The organism is Pseudomonas panipatensis (genome assembly GCF_900099785.1).
GTDB classification, from domain to species: Bacteria; Pseudomonadota; Gammaproteobacteria; order Pseudomonadales; family Pseudomonadaceae; genus Pseudomonas; species Pseudomonas panipatensis.
In genome coordinates, this window is record NZ_FNDS01000005.1 from 309,501 (window position 1) to 329,092 (window position 19,592).

The 19,592-nt window shown below is 58.6% G+C and carries 20 protein-coding genes; 15 read left to right on the forward strand and 5 right to left on the reverse strand.

What is annotated here, in order from left to right:
* The first annotated feature begins 3 nt into the window (after window positions 1-3).
* From BLQ74_RS14080 to BLQ74_RS14125, 10 genes are read left to right on the forward strand one after another with little or no spacing between them, the layout of a single operon-like run.
* The gene (locus tag BLQ74_RS14080) at window positions 4-777 is read left to right on the forward strand and encodes a C40 family peptidase (RefSeq protein ID WP_090263209.1); all 774 of its coding nucleotides are present in this window, start codon (window positions 4-6) and stop codon (window positions 775-777) included.
* A gap of 41 nt (window positions 778-818) precedes the next feature.
* Complete coding sequence (locus BLQ74_RS14085) at window positions 819-1,241, forward strand: hypothetical protein (RefSeq protein ID WP_212633141.1); 423 nt, start codon at window positions 819-821, stop codon at window positions 1,239-1,241.
* Between the two features lie 40 nt (window positions 1,242-1,281).
* Window positions 1,282-1,881: a tail assembly protein gene (locus BLQ74_RS14090; protein WP_090263210.1), complete on the forward strand. Its 600-nt coding sequence runs from the start codon at window positions 1,282-1,284 to the stop codon at window positions 1,879-1,881.
* Window positions 1,882-1,940: 59 nt separating this feature from the next.
* A complete protein-coding gene (locus BLQ74_RS14095) occupies window positions 1,941-5,372 on the forward strand; it encodes a TipJ family phage tail tip protein (RefSeq protein WP_090263211.1) in 3,432 nt (1,143 codons plus the stop codon).
* The gene (locus BLQ74_RS14100; RefSeq protein WP_090263212.1) at window positions 5,369-5,662 is read left to right on the forward strand and encodes a hypothetical protein; all 294 of its coding nucleotides are present in this window, start codon (window positions 5,369-5,371) and stop codon (window positions 5,660-5,662) included. The genes BLQ74_RS14095 and BLQ74_RS14100 overlap by 4 nt, the downstream gene beginning before the upstream one ends.
* Window positions 5,659-6,333 (forward strand): hypothetical protein, encoded by a 675-nt coding sequence (locus BLQ74_RS27040; RefSeq protein ID WP_139199065.1) that lies wholly within the window; start codon window positions 5,659-5,661, stop codon window positions 6,331-6,333. The genes BLQ74_RS14100 and BLQ74_RS27040 overlap by 4 nt, the downstream gene beginning before the upstream one ends.
* A gap of 9 nt (window positions 6,334-6,342) precedes the next feature.
* Window positions 6,343-7,485: a phage tail fiber protein gene (locus tag BLQ74_RS14110; RefSeq protein ID WP_244507195.1), complete on the forward strand. Its 1,143-nt coding sequence runs from the start codon at window positions 6,343-6,345 to the stop codon at window positions 7,483-7,485.
* A gap of 39 nt (window positions 7,486-7,524) precedes the next feature.
* Window positions 7,525-7,938 (forward strand): cell wall hydrolase, encoded by a 414-nt coding sequence (locus tag BLQ74_RS14115; protein WP_090263214.1) that lies wholly within the window; start codon window positions 7,525-7,527, stop codon window positions 7,936-7,938.
* A gap of 9 nt (window positions 7,939-7,947) precedes the next feature.
* On the forward strand, window positions 7,948-8,322 hold the full coding sequence (locus BLQ74_RS14120) for a hypothetical protein (protein WP_090263215.1): 375 nt from the start codon (window positions 7,948-7,950) through the stop codon (window positions 8,320-8,322).
* Window positions 8,319-8,579 carry a hypothetical protein gene (locus tag BLQ74_RS14125; protein ID WP_090263216.1) on the forward strand — a complete coding sequence of 87 codons (261 nt, stop codon included), beginning with the start codon at window positions 8,319-8,321 and terminating at the stop codon, window positions 8,577-8,579. Before BLQ74_RS14120 ends, BLQ74_RS14125 begins: the two co-directional genes overlap by 4 nt.
* Before the next feature lie 16 nt (window positions 8,580-8,595).
* Here BLQ74_RS14125 and BLQ74_RS14130 read toward each other — a convergent pair whose 3' ends face one another.
* Window positions 8,596-8,913, reverse strand: a complete 318-nt coding sequence (locus BLQ74_RS14130) for a hypothetical protein (protein ID WP_090263217.1) — start codon at window positions 8,911-8,913, stop codon at window positions 8,596-8,598.
* Between the two features lie 147 nt (window positions 8,914-9,060).
* On the opposite strand from BLQ74_RS14130, the gene BLQ74_RS14135 reads away from it, so the two are divergent.
* Window positions 9,061-9,306, forward strand: coding sequence for a hypothetical protein (locus BLQ74_RS14135; protein WP_090263218.1), 246 nt, complete (start codon window positions 9,061-9,063; stop codon window positions 9,304-9,306).
* Window positions 9,307-9,350: 44 nt separating this feature from the next.
* On the opposite strand, the gene BLQ74_RS14140 is transcribed toward BLQ74_RS14135, so the two are convergent.
* The 4 genes from BLQ74_RS14140 to BLQ74_RS14155 all read right to left on the reverse strand — a co-directional run bounded on the left by BLQ74_RS14140 (window position 9,351) and on the right by BLQ74_RS14155 (window position 12,145).
* Entirely contained in the window at window positions 9,351-10,196 is an 846-nt protein-coding gene (locus BLQ74_RS14140; RefSeq protein ID WP_212633142.1) for an SDH family Clp fold serine proteinase, read from the reverse strand.
* A 52-nt stretch (window positions 10,197-10,248) separates the two neighbouring features.
* Complete coding sequence (locus tag BLQ74_RS14145) at window positions 10,249-10,452, reverse strand: hypothetical protein (RefSeq protein WP_090263220.1); 204 nt, start codon at window positions 10,450-10,452, stop codon at window positions 10,249-10,251.
* 643 nt (window positions 10,453-11,095) lie between these two features.
* On the reverse strand, window positions 11,096-11,197 hold the full coding sequence (locus BLQ74_RS14150) for a transposase (RefSeq protein WP_090263221.1): 102 nt from the start codon (window positions 11,195-11,197) through the stop codon (window positions 11,096-11,098).
* A 177-nt stretch (window positions 11,198-11,374) separates the two neighbouring features.
* A complete protein-coding gene (locus BLQ74_RS14155; RefSeq protein WP_090263222.1) occupies window positions 11,375-12,145 on the reverse strand; it encodes a hypothetical protein in 771 nt (256 codons plus the stop codon).
* A gap of 1,447 nt (window positions 12,146-13,592) precedes the next feature.
* Here BLQ74_RS14155 and BLQ74_RS14165 point away from each other — a divergent pair.
* From BLQ74_RS14165 to BLQ74_RS14180, 4 genes are all read left to right on the forward strand, one after another.
* Entirely contained in the window at window positions 13,593-13,823 is a 231-nt protein-coding gene (locus BLQ74_RS14165) for an AlpA family transcriptional regulator (protein ID WP_090263224.1), read from the forward strand.
* A 338-nt stretch (window positions 13,824-14,161) separates the two neighbouring features.
* Entirely contained in the window at window positions 14,162-15,151 is a 990-nt protein-coding gene (locus tag BLQ74_RS14170) for a YagK/YfjJ domain-containing protein (RefSeq protein ID WP_090263225.1), read from the forward strand.
* Window positions 15,152-15,304: 153 nt separating this feature from the next.
* Window positions 15,305-17,461, forward strand: coding sequence for an NERD domain-containing protein (locus BLQ74_RS14175; RefSeq protein ID WP_236175983.1), 2,157 nt, complete (start codon window positions 15,305-15,307; stop codon window positions 17,459-17,461).
* Window positions 17,462-17,868: 407 nt separating this feature from the next.
* Window positions 17,869-19,590, forward strand: a complete 1,722-nt coding sequence (locus tag BLQ74_RS14180; protein ID WP_090263226.1) for a site-specific DNA-methyltransferase — start codon at window positions 17,869-17,871, stop codon at window positions 19,588-19,590.
* Window positions 19,591-19,592: the final 2 nt, after the last annotated feature.

The following is a 19,592-nucleotide window of genomic DNA, read 5'->3' on the forward strand; positions in this document are numbered from 1 at the left end:
CATATGGACCTGAGCAACAGCCTGCACCAGGCGATCGCCGCGCACGCGGCCGCCGAGCATCCTCGCGAGTGCTGCGGGGTAATCATCAAGGCCGGCCGGCGCCGGCAGTATGTCCAATGCCGCAACCTGGCGACGACGCCCAGCGAGCACTTCGTGATCGACCACCAGGACTGGGCAGCGGCGGAGGACCTCGGCGAGGTACTGGCCATCGTGCACTCCCACCCAGATGTCCCGGCCAGGCCTAGCATGGCCGACAGGGTGAGCTGTGAGTTGCACGGCCTGCCCTGGGTGATCATGTCCTGGCCAGAGGGCGACGTGGCCACCATCGAGCCAGAGGGCTACCGCGCGCCGCTGGCCGGCCGCGAGTATGCCCACGGCGTGCTCGACTGCTGGGCGCTGTGCCGAGACTGGTACGCGCGCGAGTGGGGGCTTGAGCTGCCTAACTACGAGCGCCGGGACGGCTGGTGGGAGGAGGGCGAGAGCCTCTACGAGAAGCACTTCCAGGATGCGGGGTTCTATCCGGTCAGCCTGGCCGATGCTCGCCGCGGCGATATGCTGGTGATGCAGATCGGCCGCGCCGCCCACCCGAACCACGCAGCCATCTACCTGGGCGGAGATTGGAGCATGGCCAGCGAGCCGGAGGCTCCTGCGTTGGGCGGCGCCGGGCCCTTCTTCATCCACCACCCCTACGAGCGTCTATCCAGCCGCGAGGTATTCGGCGGTCCTTGGCTAGAACGCACGCGCTTGGTGTTGCGGCACCGCGAGGCGCCGAAGTAGCGCTGTGCTACCCTCCGGCCGTTGGCCTAAAGGAGGATGCCATGAAGAAATTGTTTGGCGCGCTGCTGTTGGTAGCAATGGCCGGGTGCTCAAGCTCCCCTGTATCGCTCAGTGAGGCGACACCTGCGCCGCGCGACAGAGTCTATGGAATGCAGATTCCAGATTCTGCACAGAGAGCTTCCATTACTTTTGTCCGCGACTCCGGGTACGTAGGCGGCGGCTGCGATATGGGCATCTATGTGAACTCGAAGCTCGTTGCACGATTGCAGACCGGGGAAAAAGCGGCCATTGCAGTTCCTGCCGGCCAACTGATTGTTGGCGCTGGCGGCGTTGGCGACGGACTTTGTGGGGCGAGCGCTTCGCGAAGAGAGCGCGACGTTACGATCAGTGCCGGCGAGTCGAAGAACTATCGAATATTTATCAGCGGGTCGGGGGATGTAGACATCCTGCCGACAACGATGTGACAAGGCCGCCTTCGGGCGGCTTTTCTTTTCGGAGAGAATAATGGCGACGATGACAACGGTCAGGCTCTATGGCGTTCTTGGCCTTGAGTTCGGGCGCGTGCATCAGAGGCTTCTTGAGACTAACACTGCGCGCGAAGCCCTTGATGCATTGAAGTACACCATTGATGGTTTCGAGCGATTTATGAGTCGAGCAGAAGCCTTAGGCCTGACGTTCGCAGTCTTCCGCGGGAAGAAAAATCTATCTGCAGATGAGTTGGATATGGCTGGTGCGGAAGATATCCGCATTGCTCCGATCGTTATCGGCAGTAAGCGTGACGGAGTCTTTCAGACAATTCTTGGCGGAGCGCTGATTGCTGTCGGTGCCGCAATTTCCTACTTTTCCGCAGGCTCCCTGTCCGCTGTCGGAGCGGGGTTCATGCAGGCCGGCGCGGCCCTCGCCCTGGGCGGTGTTATCCAGATGCTCAGCCCCCAGCCAAAGAGCCTCAAGAGCAGGCAGGACCCAGCCAACACCCCCAGCTATGCCTTCGGCGGACCAGTGAACACCATCGCCCAGGGTAACCCGGTTGGCGTGCTCTACGGCCGCCGGCGTATCGGTGGCGCGATCATCTCCGCCGGCATCTACGCCGAAGACCAGATGTAGCTACGCGGCAGTAACCACGGCCCGCCTAGAGCGGGCTTTTTTTCGCCTGAAGGAAACCCATGACTGCGATGATCACTGGCCACAAGGGTGGCTCTAGCAATCCACGCACGCCCGTCGAGGCGCCGGATTCTGTCCAGTCGATCGCCCGTGCGAAGATCCTCCTCGCCTTGGGCGAAGGGGAGTTCGACGGCCTGGTGGGCGCCCGGGACATCTACCTGGATGGAACCCCGCTGCAGGCCGCCGATGGCACGGAGAACTTCCCGGGCGTGAAATGGGAATTCCGCCCTGGATCGGTCGACCAGACCTACATCCAGGGTATCCCCTCCATCGACAACGAGATCGCCGTGGGCGTTGTGCTCACCTCGGCAACTCCATGGGTGCGCGCTGTCTCGAATCTTCAGTTGTCGGCTGTTCGCGTTCGCCTGGGCTGGCCGGCGCTGCAGCAGCAGAAGGACAACGGCGACGTGGTCGGCTACACGATCGACTACGCCATCGACCTATCCACCAACGGCGGGGCCTACCAGCAGGTGCTGACAGCATCTCTGAACGCCAAGACCACCACCCTGTACGAGCGGAGCCACCGCATTGACCTGCCCGCGGCGACCAGCGGCTGGCAGATCCGCGTGCGCCGGTTGACCGCCAACCAGAACAACAACCGCATCGCTGACACTATGCAGGTCCAGGCGATCACTGAGGTGATCGACGCCAAGCTGCGCTATCCGAACACAGCGCTACTCTACGTTGAGTTCGACGCCTCGCAGTTCCAGAGCATTCCACAGGTCAGCGTCGACGCAAACGGTCGGCGGGTGCAGGTTCCGGCCAACTACGACCCGGCGACCAGGACCTACGTCGGCGCGTGGGACGGCAGCTTCAAGCAGGCGTTCACCACCAACCCCGCGTGGCACTTCTACGACATCGTGCTGAACAAGCGCTTCGGCCTCGGCCGGCGCATCGACGCCACGATGCTCAACAAGTGGTCGCTGTACCGGATTGCCCAGTATTGCGACGTCCTGGTGTCGGACGGGAAGGGCGGCCAGGAGCCCCGATTTACCTGCAACATGTACATCCAGAGCCGTGCCGATGCCTGGCAGGTGCTGAGCGACATGGCGGCCATCTTCCGCGGCATGACCTACTGGAGCGGCTCCGAGTTGGTGGTGGACGCCGACATGCCGGAGGACGATGCCTATCGCTTCTCGCCCTCCAACGTAATCGGTGGCCGGTTCAGCTACACCTCGAGCAGCCACCGAGATCGCCACACCCTGGCCCTGGTGAACTGGGACAACCCTGCGAACAACTACCAGTCGGAGACCCGGCCGGTACCCAACCTGCGCGCCCAGGCCCGCTACGGCATCGTGCCCCTGGAGATGACCGCAATCGGTTGTGTCTCGGCCAGCGAGGCTGATCGCCGCGGCCAATGGGCCCTTCTGACTGAGGAGCTGGAGAAGGATCAGGTTACGTTCCAGACCAGCATCGAGGCGCGCGGGCTGGGGCCGGGCAAGATCATCAGCGTGGCCGATCCCGTGCGCAGCGGCAAAGCCATTGGCGGCCGCATCATCGCTGTCTCCGCCAGGGTCGTGACTGTCGACCGTGACATCCAGGCCGTCCCCGGCGACCGGCTGCTGGTGAACCTGCCGAATGGAACCGCCGAAGCACGGACGATCCAGAGCGTGGCAGGCCGGCTGGTGACAGTGACGGCCAACTTCTCCCAGGCCCTACTGCCGCAGCTTCAATGGCAGCTCGAAAGCGACGGCCTGGCCGTGCAGCGGTTCCGCATCCTGAGCATCACTCGGCCGGCGCCGGGTATACACGAGATCACCGCGCTGCAGCACGTCGCCAGCAAGTTCGACGCGATCGACAACGGCACACGGATCGAGCTGCCGCCGATCACGGTAATTCCGCCTAGCGTGCAGGCGCCGCCGAGCAACATCCTGCTGACCAGCTCGGTATCGACTGCCCAGGGCCTGGCTGTCACCAAGATGACGATCAGTTGGGCTGCTGCTCCGAAGGCCGTTGGCTATGAGGTGCAGTGGCGGAAGGACTCAGGGAACTGGGTCAGCGTGCCCCGCACCGGCGGGCTCAGCGTCGACGTCGACGGCATCTACGCGGGCCGCTATCTGGCCCGCGTGCGCGCCCTGAGCGTCATGGACGTGGCTTCGGTGTGGGCGACTGGGGTTGATACTCAACTGAGCGGGAAGACTACTCCGCCGCCGGTGCTGGCGTTCCTGCGCACCACCTCTGGGCCCTGGAAGATCAAGCTCGACTGGGGATTCCCGGCGGGCGCCGAAGATACCGCCTTCACCGAACTGCAGCAGTCGACCACGCCTGGCGGCAGCGAGCAGACGGCAACCGCGCTCGGCCTGTTCGCTTACCCGACGGACACGCACACGGTCATGCCAATGCCTGCCGGTGCGCGCCTGGCCTTCCGTGGCCGCCTGATCGACCGAACAGGCAACGTGGGCGCTTGGTCCGCGTGGGTGGATGGGATCACCTCGTCGGACGCGTCCGAATACAACGAGTTGATCACCAAGGAGTACGTCGAGAGCGCGCTGGGGCAGGCGTTCTTCGATCAGATCGATCAGATTCAGGTCGATGTGGACCAGCTCATGGGGCAGTACTACGACCCCGGGAAGGCCTACGCGAAGGGCGACATCATCAGGCAAGGGGATCGTCTGTACCAGGCCACGAAGGCGGTGCCGGTGAACACCCCTCCGCCGAACGTCGCTTACTGGATCGATGTCGGCCAGGCGGTTGAAAGCGCGAACGGACTTGCCCTACAGGTGCAGCAGAACTCTGCCGACATCCAGAGCCTGGACGGCAAGGTCACAGCCAGCGCGAGCCAGATGAGCGCCCTGGTTGCTGCCTACCGTAACGATAACGGCGAGGGTGAGCTGCAGGATGCCCTGCGTGGCGCGTCTTCTGTGGCGCAGATCGTGCGCGAGAGCCAAGTGAGGGCGACCGACAGCCAGGCCATGGCCAAGTCTGTCGAGCAGGTCTCTGCGTCAACGGCGACGAACACGGGCACGATCCAGCAGGTATCCCGAGTGCTCACTGATGTGAACACCGGCGTGCAGGCCATGTGGAGCGTGAAGCTGAGTGTTTCCCAAAACGGCCAGAAATATGCGGCGGGGTTCCAGCTCGGCTTCGACGGTGGCACGACTCTGAGCACCATGGCCTTCCAGGCCGATCGGTTCCTGTTCTTCAACAGCTCCAGTGGCCAGACCGTCGCGCCAGTGTCGATCGTCGGCGGCCAGATGTTCATCAACAGCGCCATGATCCAGGACGCGAGCATCACCAACGCCAAGATCGGCGACGTCATCCAGTCGAACGCTCTGGGCAGCAATGGCCAGCCCCTGTGGCAACTGAACAAGGCCGGTTCCTTCCTGCTGAACAGCGCAGGCGGAGGCGGGCGGATGCAGCTGACGGCGGAAGCGTTGAAGGTGTTCGACGGCAATGGTGTGCGGCGCGTGCAACTCGGGAACCTTGACGCATGAGTTACGGGCTGCAGGTCTTCGATGGCGGCGGTGGGGTTATTTTCGATAGCAACTCGTTCACCTGCCGCATGGTGTATCGGATAGAGATTCCCTACTCCACAAATTCTCAGAGCTTCGTGATTCCAGGGTTCGATTCCGCCAAGGGTGTCGTCTGGATCGACACTGCGTGGGCAGGCTCTGGCTTGACCTTCGCGCCCCGCTATTCGGTGTCCGGGAATACGGTGACAGTGCTCGCCAATACCCCACCGGCACCGGGTGTCAATTACCTGAACGCGGTGATGTTCTCATGACCTACGGTGCGTTTTTCGTGGGCAACTCAGGGCAGGTGCAGATCGACGATAACTACCCCTGCTACATGGAAGTTGCTGCCGGCAGCTATAACGGCTCGAGCGGAACGGTGACTGTTACCTACCCTGCGGCGGTGAATAGTCCGAACCCTCCGGCGATCTATGTCCGCCCCGACGGCGCTCACATCCTTCGCAACATCCGACACCTAGGAAGCGTCGGAAACTGGACCGGTTGGACCGCGACCCTTTACAGCGATAGCGGTTTCACTGGAATTGTCGCGAGCGGGCAATACAAGGTGGCGGCGCTGTACCTGCCGCGCACCGGCGGTTACGGAATGCAGGTATTCGACGCGATCGGCCGCCTGCTGTTCGACAGCAACCGGCAGGTGATCCGCATCATCAGCGGTGCGCAGACCTGGTCGAAGGTTGGCTACAACGGCAGCTACCTGGGCAACTGGACAACGGACACGTGGGGCAACCCTTACGTGGCAGGCTCCTATGTCCTGGCCAGTCACTTCATGGCCGCCTCGTTTGAAGGGTCAACCTCTGCCGAAATGGGGGTGGGCTTCATCGATGGCGCATCCAAAGCTCAGATCAATGCATTCGCGCAGCGCGCCGGCCGAGGCCTGCCTGCGATCGCGTCACTTAACTGGCCGCTGGTCATGGTGAATTAAGGAGGGGATATGCCCTGGTATTCAACTGGCACCGTTTCGGTGGCCACTAACAGTCCGACGGTCACGGGCTCTGGCACAAATTTCTCGGCGAACGCGCGAGTAGGGGATGCCTTCCGCGGGCCTGATGGCTTCTGGTACGAGGTGACAAACGTGGCCAGTGCCACGGTGCTCTCGATCAAGCCCAACTACCAGTCGGGCCCCAATGGGGCGGGGGCCTATGCCATTGCTCCGATGCAGGGCTATGTCAAGGACTCTGCCGATGCGCTTCGGGCATTCGTCAACCAGTATGGAAGCCAACTGGCCAGCCTGGGGGCCTGGTCGACAGCTCCGACTGCCGCTGATGCGCGAAACGCGCTGGGCCTCGGTTCTGCAGCTACTGCGGCTGTAGGGACCGCGGCAGGAAACCTCTTGGCAGTGGGCAGTTTCGGGTTTGCTGCTCCGGCGGGGGCGGCTCCTGTTCTGACCGACCTGTTCAACATGAACGGCAGAACCCTCGAAATGGGGATGTACGCCCCGATCAATGGCTCTCGCACCCCCGGTGCGCAAACCGATTACGGCATCGCCCTTGGCTTGAAGGCCAGCACCAACGAATGGCGGCACATCCTTCAGTTTTCGGCGCAGGGCGATGTTTATGACTTGTCCATCACGAACCCCTCCACTGGCGGCGGGTGGAAGGTCGCGAAGTTCTACACCACCCTGAACACCACCATGGCATCGAATGGCGTGCTTTCTGCGGCATCACCCATTGTACGGATCGCCGATGTTGAGCTGAGCGAGCGGACGGACCTCAAGGAAGGCACATTCGAATCGGCTGGCCCGTGGGGCGTGGCGAACGGTGAGGCGCGCGGCATAGAGGTTTCCCGGCTCGACGTGGGCATCTACCAGATCACGGGGGCAAACGGCCTGGCCGCTGAGGGATGGCGGACGCTTGATCCGTGCTCGCCCGACGGAGGGCGCCCGCTCGGCATTACTGAAAGCGAAGTCCAAGGCGGCACCGTGACGATCAAGCTCTACAAGCAGCGGTGGATGCTCAATGAAGACGGCGAGATGGTCCTCGTGAAGGGAGCGCCGATGGATGTTCCGCTCAATAGCTGGATCGACGTGCGCCTGGACATGCCACCACCACCTGAACCCATCGTCGCTATCGAATAGCCCGCCATCTGGCGGGCTTTTTTATTCCAGGAGAAAACCATGGCCCAAGACCGTGATGTAGATGTGCTCGCGCGCACTCTGTGGGGTGAAGCGCGGGGTGAGGGGGCGGCCGGCATGGTCGCCGTCGGCTGGACGATCCGCAATCGCGCTGCGCGCCCTGGCTGGTGGGGACGGGATATCGTCAGCGTCTGCCAGGCGCAATGGCAGTTCAGTTGCTGGAACAAGAACGACCCGAACTACCCGTACCTGTCCGGCGCGAAGCAGATCCCGGCAGGCGAGTACCTGAAGGCCCGCGAGGCCGCGCTGGCGGTGATCAGCGGCGCCCAGCCGGACCCGACCGGCGGCGCCACCCACTACTACGCCACCACCATGGCTAAGCCGCCGGCCTGGGCGGCGCAGGCGAAGCGCACGGCCACCATTGGCCGGCACGTGTTCTTCCGCGACGTCCCGTAGGAGCGAACTATGCAGAACTTTCCATGGAAAGCGGCCAGCCTGGTGCTGGCCGCACTGCTGCTGGTGGCCGCTGGTGCTGGCCTTGGGGTATGGCTGGCCGTGGGGCACTACCGGCCCCAGCTTGACCAGGCGGGCCAGGACCTGGCCACCTGTCGCTCCGCCCGGGGCAACCTCGAGGCGCTCGTGGGGGACCAGAACACGGCCATCGCCGGCCTGGCCGATCAGGCCGAGCAGCGCCAGGCGAAGGCCGCCCAGGCCGTGGCCAATGCTCAGCAGCAGGCTGATCAGCACTATGCCGCGGCGCAGCGCCTGCAGCAGGAGCACGCCGATGGCGAGCCGGCCCAGGTGGCCTCCGACATCATCGACAAGGAGTTAGGTCTATGAGAGCGATCTGGTTGGGGATGGTGTTCGCGCTGGCAGGATGCGTGGCCAGGCAAGAAGCCGAGCCGCGAACGGTGCGCGTGGAGGTTCCGGTTGCTGTTCCCTGCCGGACTCCGGCGGTGCAGGAACCAGCTTGGGCCACGGCAATGCTGAAGAAGGGCGACACCTTGCAGGTGAAAGTGCGGGCGCTGCTGGCCGAGCGGCAGCAGCATCTGGGCTACGAGGCGCAGCTGGTCACGGCGGTGCAGGCGTGCCAGTAGCCTGCACCAGGGTTACTTACTGCTCGAAGGTATTGCAGCTTTCCCCCGTGGCAGAGAAGTACGTGTCATACATGTCTGCTGATACAAAGCCGCGCAAGAAGCTAAATGCAAGACGTCCGCCATCAAGCTGGGTTACGTAGATGTTTCTCGCGACGTGATAGTCCCTATTACCCACATCCTTACGGACGAGATACGTTACCTTTCCGTCCATCTGGCACTGAATGCCGAAGTCCTTAGCGTCAGAACCAGGGACCAACAGCTGCATCGGCGCCGCTGCTACGGAAAGAGCTGTGAAGGAGAGGACTGCGGTTGTCATCGCGAGCAAGGCTTTCATTGGTGGAGCGTTCCTTGGGTGATTGCGTTACGCCATATACTAAACCTTGACGCTGGCAATTTGACATACCAGCGGTTCGCCCTTCTTTCTCGTGTTCTGCCATAGCCTTACACTCTGGCGATTTGGAGTTGCCCATGGAGGGCTCGGGTGAAGAAGCTGTTTATTTGTCACGCTGGCGCGGGGCTCCCTGCCCATGAGCAGGATGACGTCGGCATTGTGGGCATGGCCTACGTTTGGGAGGGTGAGTGGTTCCGGACACCGGAGTCAGTCGAAGGGCGAGAGCGCAATCCAGTGATGAAGCTGCGGCCGTTGTGGGGAGCGGCGGTAGAGATCTGGGGTGATACAGGATGCTTCACAGAGGCGGAGAAGGTCCTGGATTTACTAGAAGAGTGATGCGTGCTGGATGAACGAAAACCCCCGCCGTTGGCGGGGGGTTGTCAGTTCACGTTCAGTCTGACGTGGGCGGTTCCTCGATCGTTTTCTACGACCTTCGCTACCCGTCCGTTATCCATTGCGTGGATATAGCAGTGGTGGACCGTCAAGATCAGGTCCTGCAGAGTGTCGTCATCTTCCATCTGAACGATCTTCAGCCCAATCTCTTTGCAGCGATTGATGTTGATGTGCCGAGAGTGGTGGCGGGTAGAGTCAAAGTCACTCAAAAACTCCACGATGGCCTTGGACTTCTCCTCGGCATCGCCATCACCGGCGAACATCACTGTTTTCAGGGAGCTCTCCACGAACTCTTTAGCCCACTTCACCGCTTGCTCACAGCTTACGACCAGTGTCGGATGGTACTTGCCGATGATCATCCGCCAGAGTTCAAGTTTAGCGGCGTCTTCTTTAATGTCGGCCGCAGCTTTATCGAGCTCCGCAAGGACCCCGATTGCTGGAACGTTCTGAATCTGTGGGTCTATGGGACCAAGACTGGATTGCTTGCCCATGATGATGGAGGCTGCAGAGCAGGCAATCATCGTTCCGGCTGACATCGCAAGCTGTGGAACGATAACGCGGATGTCCGACCCGAATAGCTGGTGAAGGTAGTCGACTAGCGACTCCGCTGCGGCGATATCGCCACCCGGCGTATGAAGGATGAGGTCCAGCCCCTTCTCGAACTCGCATCCATGAACGACGGTCATGAAGGCGTTCTTGTCGCCATCATTGACGTACAGCTGAGGATTGTTCGGATTGGATGCGAGCCAGCCGGAATAGTAGGCAATCGTATTCCGGCCGGTGTGAGCACTTAGCTGGGCTAGGTATTTGCGCCGAACCAGGTCCTGCGCCATGTCTCCGTGAGTCTGTGCTTCCGCTGCGATCTCAGTGAGAACGTCGTTCCAATTAGGCATTCCGTGCGCTTATGGTATTGGTGGTGACAGTGGTCTTCAAGGAGTAGTCCAGGCCGGTATAGATCTCGAAGCCCTGGCTAAGCTGCTGCTGGTGGTGCTGTTGCACCTGCCCCTGAGCACCTAAATGAGCTTGCCCAAGAATCTGCTGCAATAGCTCTGACCGCGAGACCGCCTTGTCTTGCGTGTTCTGTTGCATTTCCCCGTCTCCTCACTGTTACCTCGGCATGTCTTGTGCATGCGCGGGTGCGAAAAAAGCCCACGACTGAGGTCAGGTGGGCTTGTTTACTTAAAGTGAATTCTGATAAGTGAACACAAAACAGACAATAGCCGAGCGTCGAAATTTTGCACTTATTTTGGCACTGAAGCTGGATGTTTTTGGAAAAGTCAATAGCCGTCCTGCGGCTTCCTGTCGCAATGCTTGGCGATTCGGTGCGGCTCAATCGAAAGGATTGATAGGCCCAAGTCCAGGAGAGTGCCAGCACGATTGACGCTGTCATTAAGCTGGCATTACCCAGCCAAAACGGCCCATTCAGGCACAAAAAAGGCACTTCGCGTTAAGCGTAAGTGCCTGATTTGTAAAGGTTGTTTGGTGGGCCGGGGTAATCTGAAATGACTTCCTATCTATCTGAAAAATAAATAGAAAATTCTGTTAAAGAATCAGGTGGAATACCATTTGGAATACCGCTTGGCCGGATTTGAACTGGAGATATCGAGCGAGGCTTGGCTCAGGCTGGTCTTGCCCCGATCAAACCGGAGACCGGCATCCTGTTAAGTTGATGTCTCAACTCGGAAGGCGGCGCCACCGCTTCACCGGCACTGATCGTCGGCGGGCCGCCTTCCTAGTAGAGTTTGCACCAGTGGGATAGTTGGTTGGGATTGATGCCATAGCGCCGGGCCACCATCCAGATGCTTTGCTTGGGCTCCAGGCTCTCGCGCACCATGGCCAGTGTCTCCTGGGCGCCTTAGCGGCGCCGCCGCTCTTGGCCGAGTACTTGATGGTCTTTGCTGGCACTCATAAGCACAGTCGTTTGTCTATCCCTTATGGTAAGGGGGAAACGGTGCCCTGTGTTTCAAGGAGCTCGTTCACCATCAGGGCTAGTCCAACGTAGTGGAGCGTCTTACCACTCGGGGCGGCCCTGGACATGATTTTGCTGACTTTCTTGCAGGGAAGGTTCTTCATTAAAAAGTCCTTCTTGGCCTGCATATCGAATGACAAGTTTAGCCTGCTTAATTTTCTTCTCTACCAACTGTTTGATAGTTGCGATGTCAGGATTAGTGGGTAATTCATCTCCATATGCCGTCTCCCAAGCTGCGAGGCGCTGTAGGCTGATCTCAAGTTGCCTCATGGCCGCATCAATCTTCGATTGATGGGCTGCTGCATTGGATTCTCGAATTTCTCTCTCATTTCTTAATGCGTGCTTCAGGTCTTTAACTTGTTTGTGAAGATTTTCATTGATGATTTCCGTTTTGTCTAGGAGTGCTGTAATTATTTCTGTGTGTGTTTTTCCGTTCTCTTTGGCGAGATTTTGAAGTTTTCTGAATGTTGAGTTAGGTAGTGTGAAGGTCTTTGGGGTTTTCCCATTTTTTGGTGAGCGATACTTTCTTTGTCGCAAGGCGCTTTTTATTCCGCTGATAATTTCTCTGCCTTGGAGGCTGTTCTCTAATTCGCGGATGATATTTGTAATTGTTTTTAGATTGCTGCTGGATGATTTTAGTTTGACAGATTTTAAATTGGCTGGCTTTGGAAATAATTCAACCGCTAGCGGATTCTCAGTATAGAGAGAGATGATTTTCTTCACGTCATTCTTTGCTTTATCCCTGATGTATTGCATTGCCCATTCGCAGTTCTCATCGGTTAACCATTCAGATACGTCCTTTTTCTTTCCCATGCTCGATTCCTATTTGATATGTATTTTCAATTGATTTGCTTGATTAAATGACATAAATTTTCATTTACTATTGCCGTTATGCGTTACGTTATCAGTTTCATAACGCATAACGAGAATGCTTTTTTAGATCAATTTTTATACCCTATAAGAAACCGATTTTTATAGGGGGTAGAGTGGGCCTTCACATCTTTGAGCTGAGCAAGGAGTTGAGCGGCTGTAGTCCCGAGGCGAGGTTCCTGCTGGAGGCTATGGTGCTCCTGGAGCAGCGGACTAGCGCTGAGGCGGTAGCAATGAGTGCGAAGCTGCTCGCAAAGCAGCTGGGTCTCGCAGAGAAACTCATTAGAGATGCAATGGCGGAGCTCACGAGCGCTCGGCTGGTGGTCGTTGACGATGCGAGCTCGGTGCGAAGAGGAAGGCCTGCGATTCGGTATGAATTGGCCTCGACGGTCCTGAGCGCGTTACCAAAGAGAGATGGCGCGTATGGGGTACACGCTGACCTTCTTGTGCGTCTTTTCTCAGCAGCTGTCTCTATGGCTGCGCGCGGATCTGCCGAGCAGGTTGGAAAAGATCGACGGGTCACTAAGGAAGGGAGACTAGCTCCGCCAGGAGCGGCTAACTATTTAAGTGCCTGCAACCGGCTGCTGTTGGCGACTCTCCTGGCGCATGCCGATCCGCTCGGAATGGTGAAAAGTGTTAGTAGGGGCACGTTATGCCGGCTGACTGGACTTGATGAATTCAGCTTGACGCATCGGCTGGGGAGGCTGAAGAGCTTGGGGCTAATCCTTGCTAAGGTACCGGGTCTCTCTAGTAAGCTCTTTCCAGGGGCTAGAGTTAATAGCACGTACTTTCTTAATGTCACGCACCCGAGATTGGGTGGGGGGAATGGTGCGGTTTGGTGCAGGACCTTTGATCCGGAAATATCAAGCCCAACGCTCGATCAAGTTCTAAGGCCGGATCTCGATAGGAACTTTGGAGCGAAGGACCATCCGGTAAGATGCTTTCTGAAGGGAGGGGCGGCTTTTGGCGTTCTACGGCCAATGATCCTTCGATATGCCTCGTACTTGTTGTCCCATCACCGTGAAAAGTTAGGTTATGAATCTTCTTTCGACTGTCAATCGTTACGCGAAAAAATTGCCGCTGATTTTCAGCGGCCTGCAGGGTGGAAAGTAGGGGACGTGTCTTTTGATCGCGACTGGGCGCAAGTTGTTGATCATTTTTACCAGTTAGCTTTCCGGGTTGCCCGGGACTTCAGGCGCGTGGTTGATATCGACTACAGGTTTGATGAGGTGTGCCTTGTGCCCTTGGATGGGGGCTTCCAGTACGTTCTCTGGTTGAACGTGGTTGATGAGAGTCACGAGGGCGCTCCCTGTGCTGGGAGTTAAGTGCTGCCCGGTCATTTTTTACCACTCGCACCAATCCTCTGAACGAACGCTGAGGAGCCCTGTTCATGAGGATTATTCGTCTGAAGGAAGTCATCGATTCGACCGGTCTGGCTCGGTCGACCATCTACAAATACATCGGGGAGGGGACCTTCCCAAAACCCGTATCACTAGGCGACCGCAGTGTCGGCTGGGTCGATACCGAGGTGCACGACTGGATCCTGGCTAGGGTAGAGGAACGTGACCTTGCAGAGGGTACAGCGGTGCGCTCCACCGGCCACCTGAGTGTGGCCAGCTAGAACTGACCATCTGCACCATGACCGGCTCAGGCTGGTCATGGCGTTTATGCCGCTTGGGAAGGTCCTGTGTTCTCAGCTAACTCTCCCAGGATGCTATTCGGCAAATCTCTCGGCAGGCAGGCAATGTTGCTCCACATATGTCCTGCCCTGCTGGGATGGCTCGCTGGGAGTTGAGGGGGATCTAGTTATATAGCTCTAGACTATCAATCTCTAGCCATTCAATAGCCTGGTCGCTGATATCTACACGACCCCTACAACCCAGCCTATGGGTTAGGCCGTCGGTTAAAAAGTACACAACACGTACCTGGTGTGCGAAACCACCAACCAGGTACACAACCATGACCGAACGAAACGCCAACACCCTTCAATCCCAGTCCGATACCGCTATCCGGATTGAGCGCCTCGTCAACGCCATCCAGCGTACAGATAGCCCAGCCTTCCAAATCACATACTCGAAGCATGGAGACGAACGGGTCAGTGAAACCCGGCTGTCAAAATACTTCGATGGGATCATGCAGATGGTCGCGCTGTTCGAGGGTGATGTGGAGTATCAGCACAGCTGGCACTTGAGCCTTTTCCAGGAAACCTGTCAGGCCATTGGGGTTGAGCTCAGCCCCATTGGCATTACCTGCTTGAACAAGGGTGAAACGCGCTATCTGAGCACCAGCGAAACGCTGAACGAGCTGACCAGGAACATCCGAGCTCGCCTCACCCAAAAGCGATATACGCGCCGGGAGCATGACCAGCGCTACCAGGCGATGCAGCAAGAGATCGAGGTTTGCCGCTACGTGGATGCCGTGCTGGATCGCTACGCCCGTACCTGCGTGGTCAGGGTTGATCTGTATTACCGCACGGAGGTCCAAGCGAGACTACGTGTGGAGCACGTATTCGACGACCTGAATCGATTGATCGCTCAGCGTGAGCGTAACCTGATTTTCGACCATGAAACTGGCTACATCTGCAGCGTTGAGCAAGGCGAGGATCGGGGCTATCACATCCATGCTGCGTTCTTCTTCAACGGCGCTCAAGTGAGTGCCGATATCTACAGGGGGCAGCGGATCGGTAAGCTATGGGAGCGCATTACCCGTGGTCAGGGCTGCTACAACAACTGCAACATCGACAAAGATAAATACCACGACAGGCTGGGGCTCGGCCTGATCCACCGCCGGGACTTAAGTGCGCGGGGTGACGTGCATTACACCATGCGTTACCTGGTTAAGAATGATCAGCATCTGCGGCTCAAGCCCGTAGGGGCTCGTTGCTTGCGTAAGGGGCAGGCAAGGAAGGATTCCGGGACGACTAATCGGTCCATTCCCAGGCAAGCGTAATTCATCACGTAGGTAGGGCTGGTAGCTCAGGCTCGCGCTGGTGATCCGATGGGTTGCCAGCGTGCCGGGTGCTAGCACGGTGCTTGTGGAGTCCTGGCCGGTCGATGGTTTAGGCTCTGGCCAGAAATCTAAGACTGGCGTGAGTGCAGTGGGATGACACAGAAGGGGGAGCGATGCCGGCAGCATTACCAGTCGGTTTATGAAAGGAATCAGCCTGAACTCAGCAAGGGTCGTGCTCTTGATGAAAGCCTGCATCATTTCCTGGATCAACGGCCTGCAGGTAAAAGCCTCTCTGCATTTGACCGCGCGGCAGGCTTGGCTTTAGCACCGTTTTGGCGTGATGGGGATGCAGTCGCCCAATCCGAGCTGGCAAGCCTTGCCCTCAGTAGGGTGCTGCACTTCGATAATGCAGTCAGTGTCGACCTACTGCTGCACCTCGCCAGCCATACCCCAGATACCTTCAGATGGGCGATCCGCTACTCGAAGCTGTTTGAGCGTACTGATTCGCCGCTATGGCTTGCGCTTCGGGCGGCGCTCGCAGGGGAAGAGTGGCAGGTATTCTTCGGTGTCTGTGCCCGATTGCTTGATCAGCTCAAGCCCTTTGATGAGTTGATTGCCAACGCTGAAAAACACCTTGAGCGCTTATCCCTGCTGGAGCTGTTTTCCTACCTCAGCGTGCTGGCTTATCAGGCATTTGCCGAAGACGCCCCCGATGATCGCTCCGGCCAGCAGTGGCAGGTCTACAACCGCATCATCTTGAGGAAGCTCCTGGCTTGCCCTGAAGAGGATTTTCGTCTGAACGAGGTACGGCTCGGGGAGTCGCTGAAACGTCATCTGTCCCCGATTATTTTCCCCGGTTCCTCCACAGCTGATGCTGATGCCGCTAGATGTCGTGAAAACCTCGAATGGCTAGCCGTTCTGATTGCCGCCACCCAAGAGCGGATCGACTACGAGGGTTCGATTGACTGGTTCTGCTTCAACCCTGAATGCCGTTACCAGCTAAAACCGGGCGAGTCGGTTATCTATAACCAGTCGGAGGCGGGAACTGAGCGGTGGCAGCGAACCGGGCGTAAGAGCGACCTGCTTTGGCACTACTGGATGAACCGTGCCGTGCAGGCATTCGTTGACTCCGGCATGGCTGAGCAACTAATCGGCTCGCCTGAGAACCATGAGCTGAATCAGTTGGCCTATATCAAGGCAATGCGCAGCGAGCTGCAATTGCAGCAGATTTACGGCCTGGGTGATCGACTCGCTCTCAGTGATGGTACTCAGGTTCAGCTTCACCACGTCTTGCTGGCGAGCGAGCTGACCTCGGTTTTCTTTCAGAGCCAGTTCATCCGGCCATTCCAGGACTACCTTCGTGAGTCGGGCGTGCTTGCCCATGCTCTTGGCCAGTTGGCCATGGGTGGCGTGCAGTCAGGGAAAAACAGGTTCCCCATGACCTGGTCCGAAGAGGAAGAAAAAATCCGCAGGATCAAAGGCTGGACGGTCAGCGAGGAGCATCCGCAAGGCAGCGCCGATTCAGCCAAGGCAATTCTCAAGTTCTGGACCAGTGACCTCAAGGCGCTATCTCAGCAACTGAAGCAGCAGCCGGGGATGCCTGCACCGCGCCTGTACGAGCAGCCCTTCTACAAAATTGGCCGCTACAGATTTCAGTTCCCCTGGGTCGGCGCCCAGCAGAACAACCTGACGGCAGCCATTAATAACCTGCGGCGCATTAATGCCCGCAGGGCCGATGTGCAGGCAGAAACCCAGCGTGTCGAGCTGACGCTGGCCGATAGCCTTCGGCAACGGGGCTTTGCTGTTGAGGTGGGGTATCGGCCGCCTATGACAGAAGAGGACGATGCCGGTGAGGTGGATTTGATCTGTCATCTAGATGGTGTGCTGCTGGTTATGGAGGTCAAGTCGGGGTATATCCGCTCGACCTCTCATGAGGTCTGGCTGCATCGCACCAACACCTTGCGTAAGGCTGCCTGGCAGCTACGGCGCAAGCGGATTGCGGTGGCAAGGGCGTTGGGGGCTGATCAGGATCTGTGCTTCAGGTTGGGCTACCACGGCCAGCATCCTGAGGCGGACCTGCGGGCCTGGATCGTCGATACCTCCATTGAGCTCGATGGACAGTTAGTCGATGGGTTCAGGGTGGTATCCCGTGAGGCACTGGAGGTCATTCTGCGTGACGAGAAGGAGCTCCTCCGGCCAATGGGGCAGCTTGACGAGGAGGGTCGGGATTCGTTGTTTCCCGACGGGTTTACTGCTGGCCGATTTATCGCTGTTGTCGAGTCCGGTGAGCTGTGGCGAGGCATCTGCTAGCACTCGGACAGTAATGGCCTTGGGTCAGTCTGCTACGCGGTGCATTCAGCTCCAGCAGTTCATCCAGACGACAGCTAGTGCACTAGGGGCTCCAGCTCTGGCCTGGGGAGGTCGGTGGGAGTCTGGCTGGGTATCGGCAGCTTGAAATGGCGGGTTTGGCAATGCGGTCCCATCGCTTCTGGAGTGCGGATGCAAAAACTCGCCTGGTAGGTACTGACCTGATAATTTGCCGGGTTTGCAGCTAGCTGCCGGGTCTCGCGCGAATCTCGGAATGTCGGGCGCGCTTTACTTTGCCAGCCGACTGGGCAGGCGCCTCGATCAAGTGGTAGCCGCAGATGCAGGCTGGATAGAAAGTACAACTCAGCGATGACCTGTAGTCATCTCGCGTGGATTGAAGGAAGGGCGTAATGCCAACATTGAATTGGATCGGCAAGGAAGCTGTGGTCAAACACCACAAGGATGTACCTTTCCGACTGCTGGAGCCGGTGACGGAGCTCTCCTGTGGCGACAATCATGGCAAGGAGAGCGGTAACCTCATTGTGCAGGGCGACAACCTGCACGCCCTCAAGGCCCTGCTTCCTCGATATGCCGGAAAGGTGAAGTGCATCTACATTGATCCGCCTTACAACACCGGCAATGAGGGCTGGGTGTACAACGACAACGTCAACAGCCCGGAGATTCGCCGCTGGCTGGGTGAGGTGGTTGGTAAGGAAGGCGAAACGCTGGACCGGCACGACCGCTGGCTGTCGATGATGTACCCGCGGCTGGTGCTGCTGAAGCAGTTTCTACGGGACGACGGTGCGATCTTTGTGTCCATTGATGACAACGAAGTCGGGAACCTGCAAGCGCTGATGCGCGAGGTCTTCGGGGCCGCGAATGAGGTTGCCACCATTGTCTGGGAAAAGGGCAAGAAGGGCGACTCGAAGCTTGTATCCGTCACGCACGAGTACATCGTCGCCTTTGCTCGCAACAAGGCGCTGCTGAAGGAGCGAAAGGTTCGCTGGCGGCGTAAGAAACCTGGCGTCGACGCAGTGCTGGAGCACTACGAGAGCTTGCGCAAGAAGCACGGAGATGAGCACGCCGCGATCCGCAAGGAAATGATGGCTTGGTATCGCGCGCTGCCTAAAGGGGATCCGCGTAAGGCGCACAAGCATTACAACTGGTCTGACAAGCGCGGGCTTTACTTCGCGGCAGACTTTGCGGGCCCTGATGATGGTCGCGAGAACCGTCCGCGCTATCCGATCCTGCACCCCATCACTCAGCAGCCTTGCGCTATTCCGTCGACCGGCTGGCGATGGGAAGAGGACACCACGAAGGCGGCGCTGGCCGAAGATCCACCTCGAATTCACTTCGGCACGAACCACACGACGATTCCTAATCGCAAGAGCTACCTGTTTGAGGTCGACGAAGAGCCGATGATGAGCGTGTTCTACAAGGACGGGCGGGCCGCTACCTTGGAGGTTGAGGCAATACTCGGCGCAGGTGCATTTCCGTTTCCGAAGGACTCCGAGGTCATTGCGGACCTGGTGGGGATGGTAGTCGAGCCCGGTGATCTCGTGCTCGATAGCTTCGGCGGTTCTGGTACTACGGCGCATGCCGTGCTCAGGTTGAATCAGCACTTGAAGGAGCCTGTGCGGTTCCTCCTTGTCGAGCTCAACGATGACGTTGCGCGGAACAAGACACGCGAGAGGGTTCGGAAAGCAATCGACGGATACACACCGCTCGCCGGCAAGAAGCGTGTCCCTGTTGACGGCCTCGGCGGAGGCTTCCAGTTCTGTCGTCTGTCCGCAGAACCACTATTCGATGCCGATGGCCAAATTCGCAGCGATGTGAAATTCGCACAACTGGCCGAATTTGTCTGGTTTGCCGAAACCGGCACCGGATTCACCGGCACAGCTGACTCTCCCCTGCTGGGCATCCACGAAGGCCGCGCCATCTACCTGCTCTACAACGGCATCCTCAAGGACAAATCTGTGAGTGGGGGCAACGTGCTCACCGGTCCGGTGTTCGATGTGCTGCCGAAGTTCGGTGGGCCGAAGGTGATCTACGCTGCTGCCAACCGCATCGGTGCCCGCGCCGCACGCGAGGGCATCACCTTCAAGCAAACCCCTTACGCGCTGGAGGTGTAAAC

Coding starts and splice junctions, on each gene's coding strand:
- BLQ74_RS14080 (WP_090263209.1), top strand. CDS start 4: ATGGACCTGAGCAACAGCCTGCACCAGGCGATCGCCGCGCACGCGGCC.
- BLQ74_RS14085 (WP_212633141.1), top strand. CDS start 819: ATGAAGAAATTGTTTGGCGCGCTGCTGTTGGTAGCAATGGCCGGGTGC.
- BLQ74_RS14090 (WP_090263210.1), top strand. CDS start 1,282: ATGGCGACGATGACAACGGTCAGGCTCTATGGCGTTCTTGGCCTTGAG.
- BLQ74_RS14095 (WP_090263211.1), top strand. CDS start 1,941: ATGACTGCGATGATCACTGGCCACAAGGGTGGCTCTAGCAATCCACGC.
- BLQ74_RS14100 (WP_090263212.1), top strand. CDS start 5,369: ATGAGTTACGGGCTGCAGGTCTTCGATGGCGGCGGTGGGGTTATTTTC.
- BLQ74_RS27040 (WP_139199065.1), top strand. CDS start 5,659: ATGACCTACGGTGCGTTTTTCGTGGGCAACTCAGGGCAGGTGCAGATC.
- BLQ74_RS14110 (WP_244507195.1), top strand. CDS start 6,343: ATGCCCTGGTATTCAACTGGCACCGTTTCGGTGGCCACTAACAGTCCG.
- BLQ74_RS14115 (WP_090263214.1), top strand. CDS start 7,525: ATGGCCCAAGACCGTGATGTAGATGTGCTCGCGCGCACTCTGTGGGGT.
- BLQ74_RS14120 (WP_090263215.1), top strand. CDS start 7,948: ATGCAGAACTTTCCATGGAAAGCGGCCAGCCTGGTGCTGGCCGCACTG.
- BLQ74_RS14125 (WP_090263216.1), top strand. CDS start 8,319: ATGAGAGCGATCTGGTTGGGGATGGTGTTCGCGCTGGCAGGATGCGTG.
- BLQ74_RS14130 (WP_090263217.1), bottom strand. CDS start 8,913: ATGAAAGCCTTGCTCGCGATGACAACCGCAGTCCTCTCCTTCACAGCT.
- BLQ74_RS14140 (WP_212633142.1), bottom strand. CDS start 10,196: ATGGCGCAGGACCTGGTTCGGCGCAAATACCTAGCCCAGCTAAGTGCT.
- BLQ74_RS14145 (WP_090263220.1), bottom strand. CDS start 10,452: ATGCAACAGAACACGCAAGACAAGGCGGTCTCGCGGTCAGAGCTATTG.
- BLQ74_RS14150 (WP_090263221.1), bottom strand. CDS start 11,197: ATGGTGCGCGAGAGCCTGGAGCCCAAGCAAAGCATCTGGATGGTGGCC.
- BLQ74_RS14155 (WP_090263222.1), bottom strand. CDS start 12,145: ATGGGAAAGAAAAAGGACGTATCTGAATGGTTAACCGATGAGAACTGC.
- BLQ74_RS14165 (WP_090263224.1), top strand. CDS start 13,593: ATGAGGATTATTCGTCTGAAGGAAGTCATCGATTCGACCGGTCTGGCT.
- BLQ74_RS14170 (WP_090263225.1), top strand. CDS start 14,162: ATGACCGAACGAAACGCCAACACCCTTCAATCCCAGTCCGATACCGCT.
- BLQ74_RS14175 (WP_236175983.1), top strand. CDS start 15,305: ATGACACAGAAGGGGGAGCGATGCCGGCAGCATTACCAGTCGGTTTAT.
- BLQ74_RS14180 (WP_090263226.1), top strand. CDS start 17,869: ATGCCAACATTGAATTGGATCGGCAAGGAAGCTGTGGTCAAACACCAC.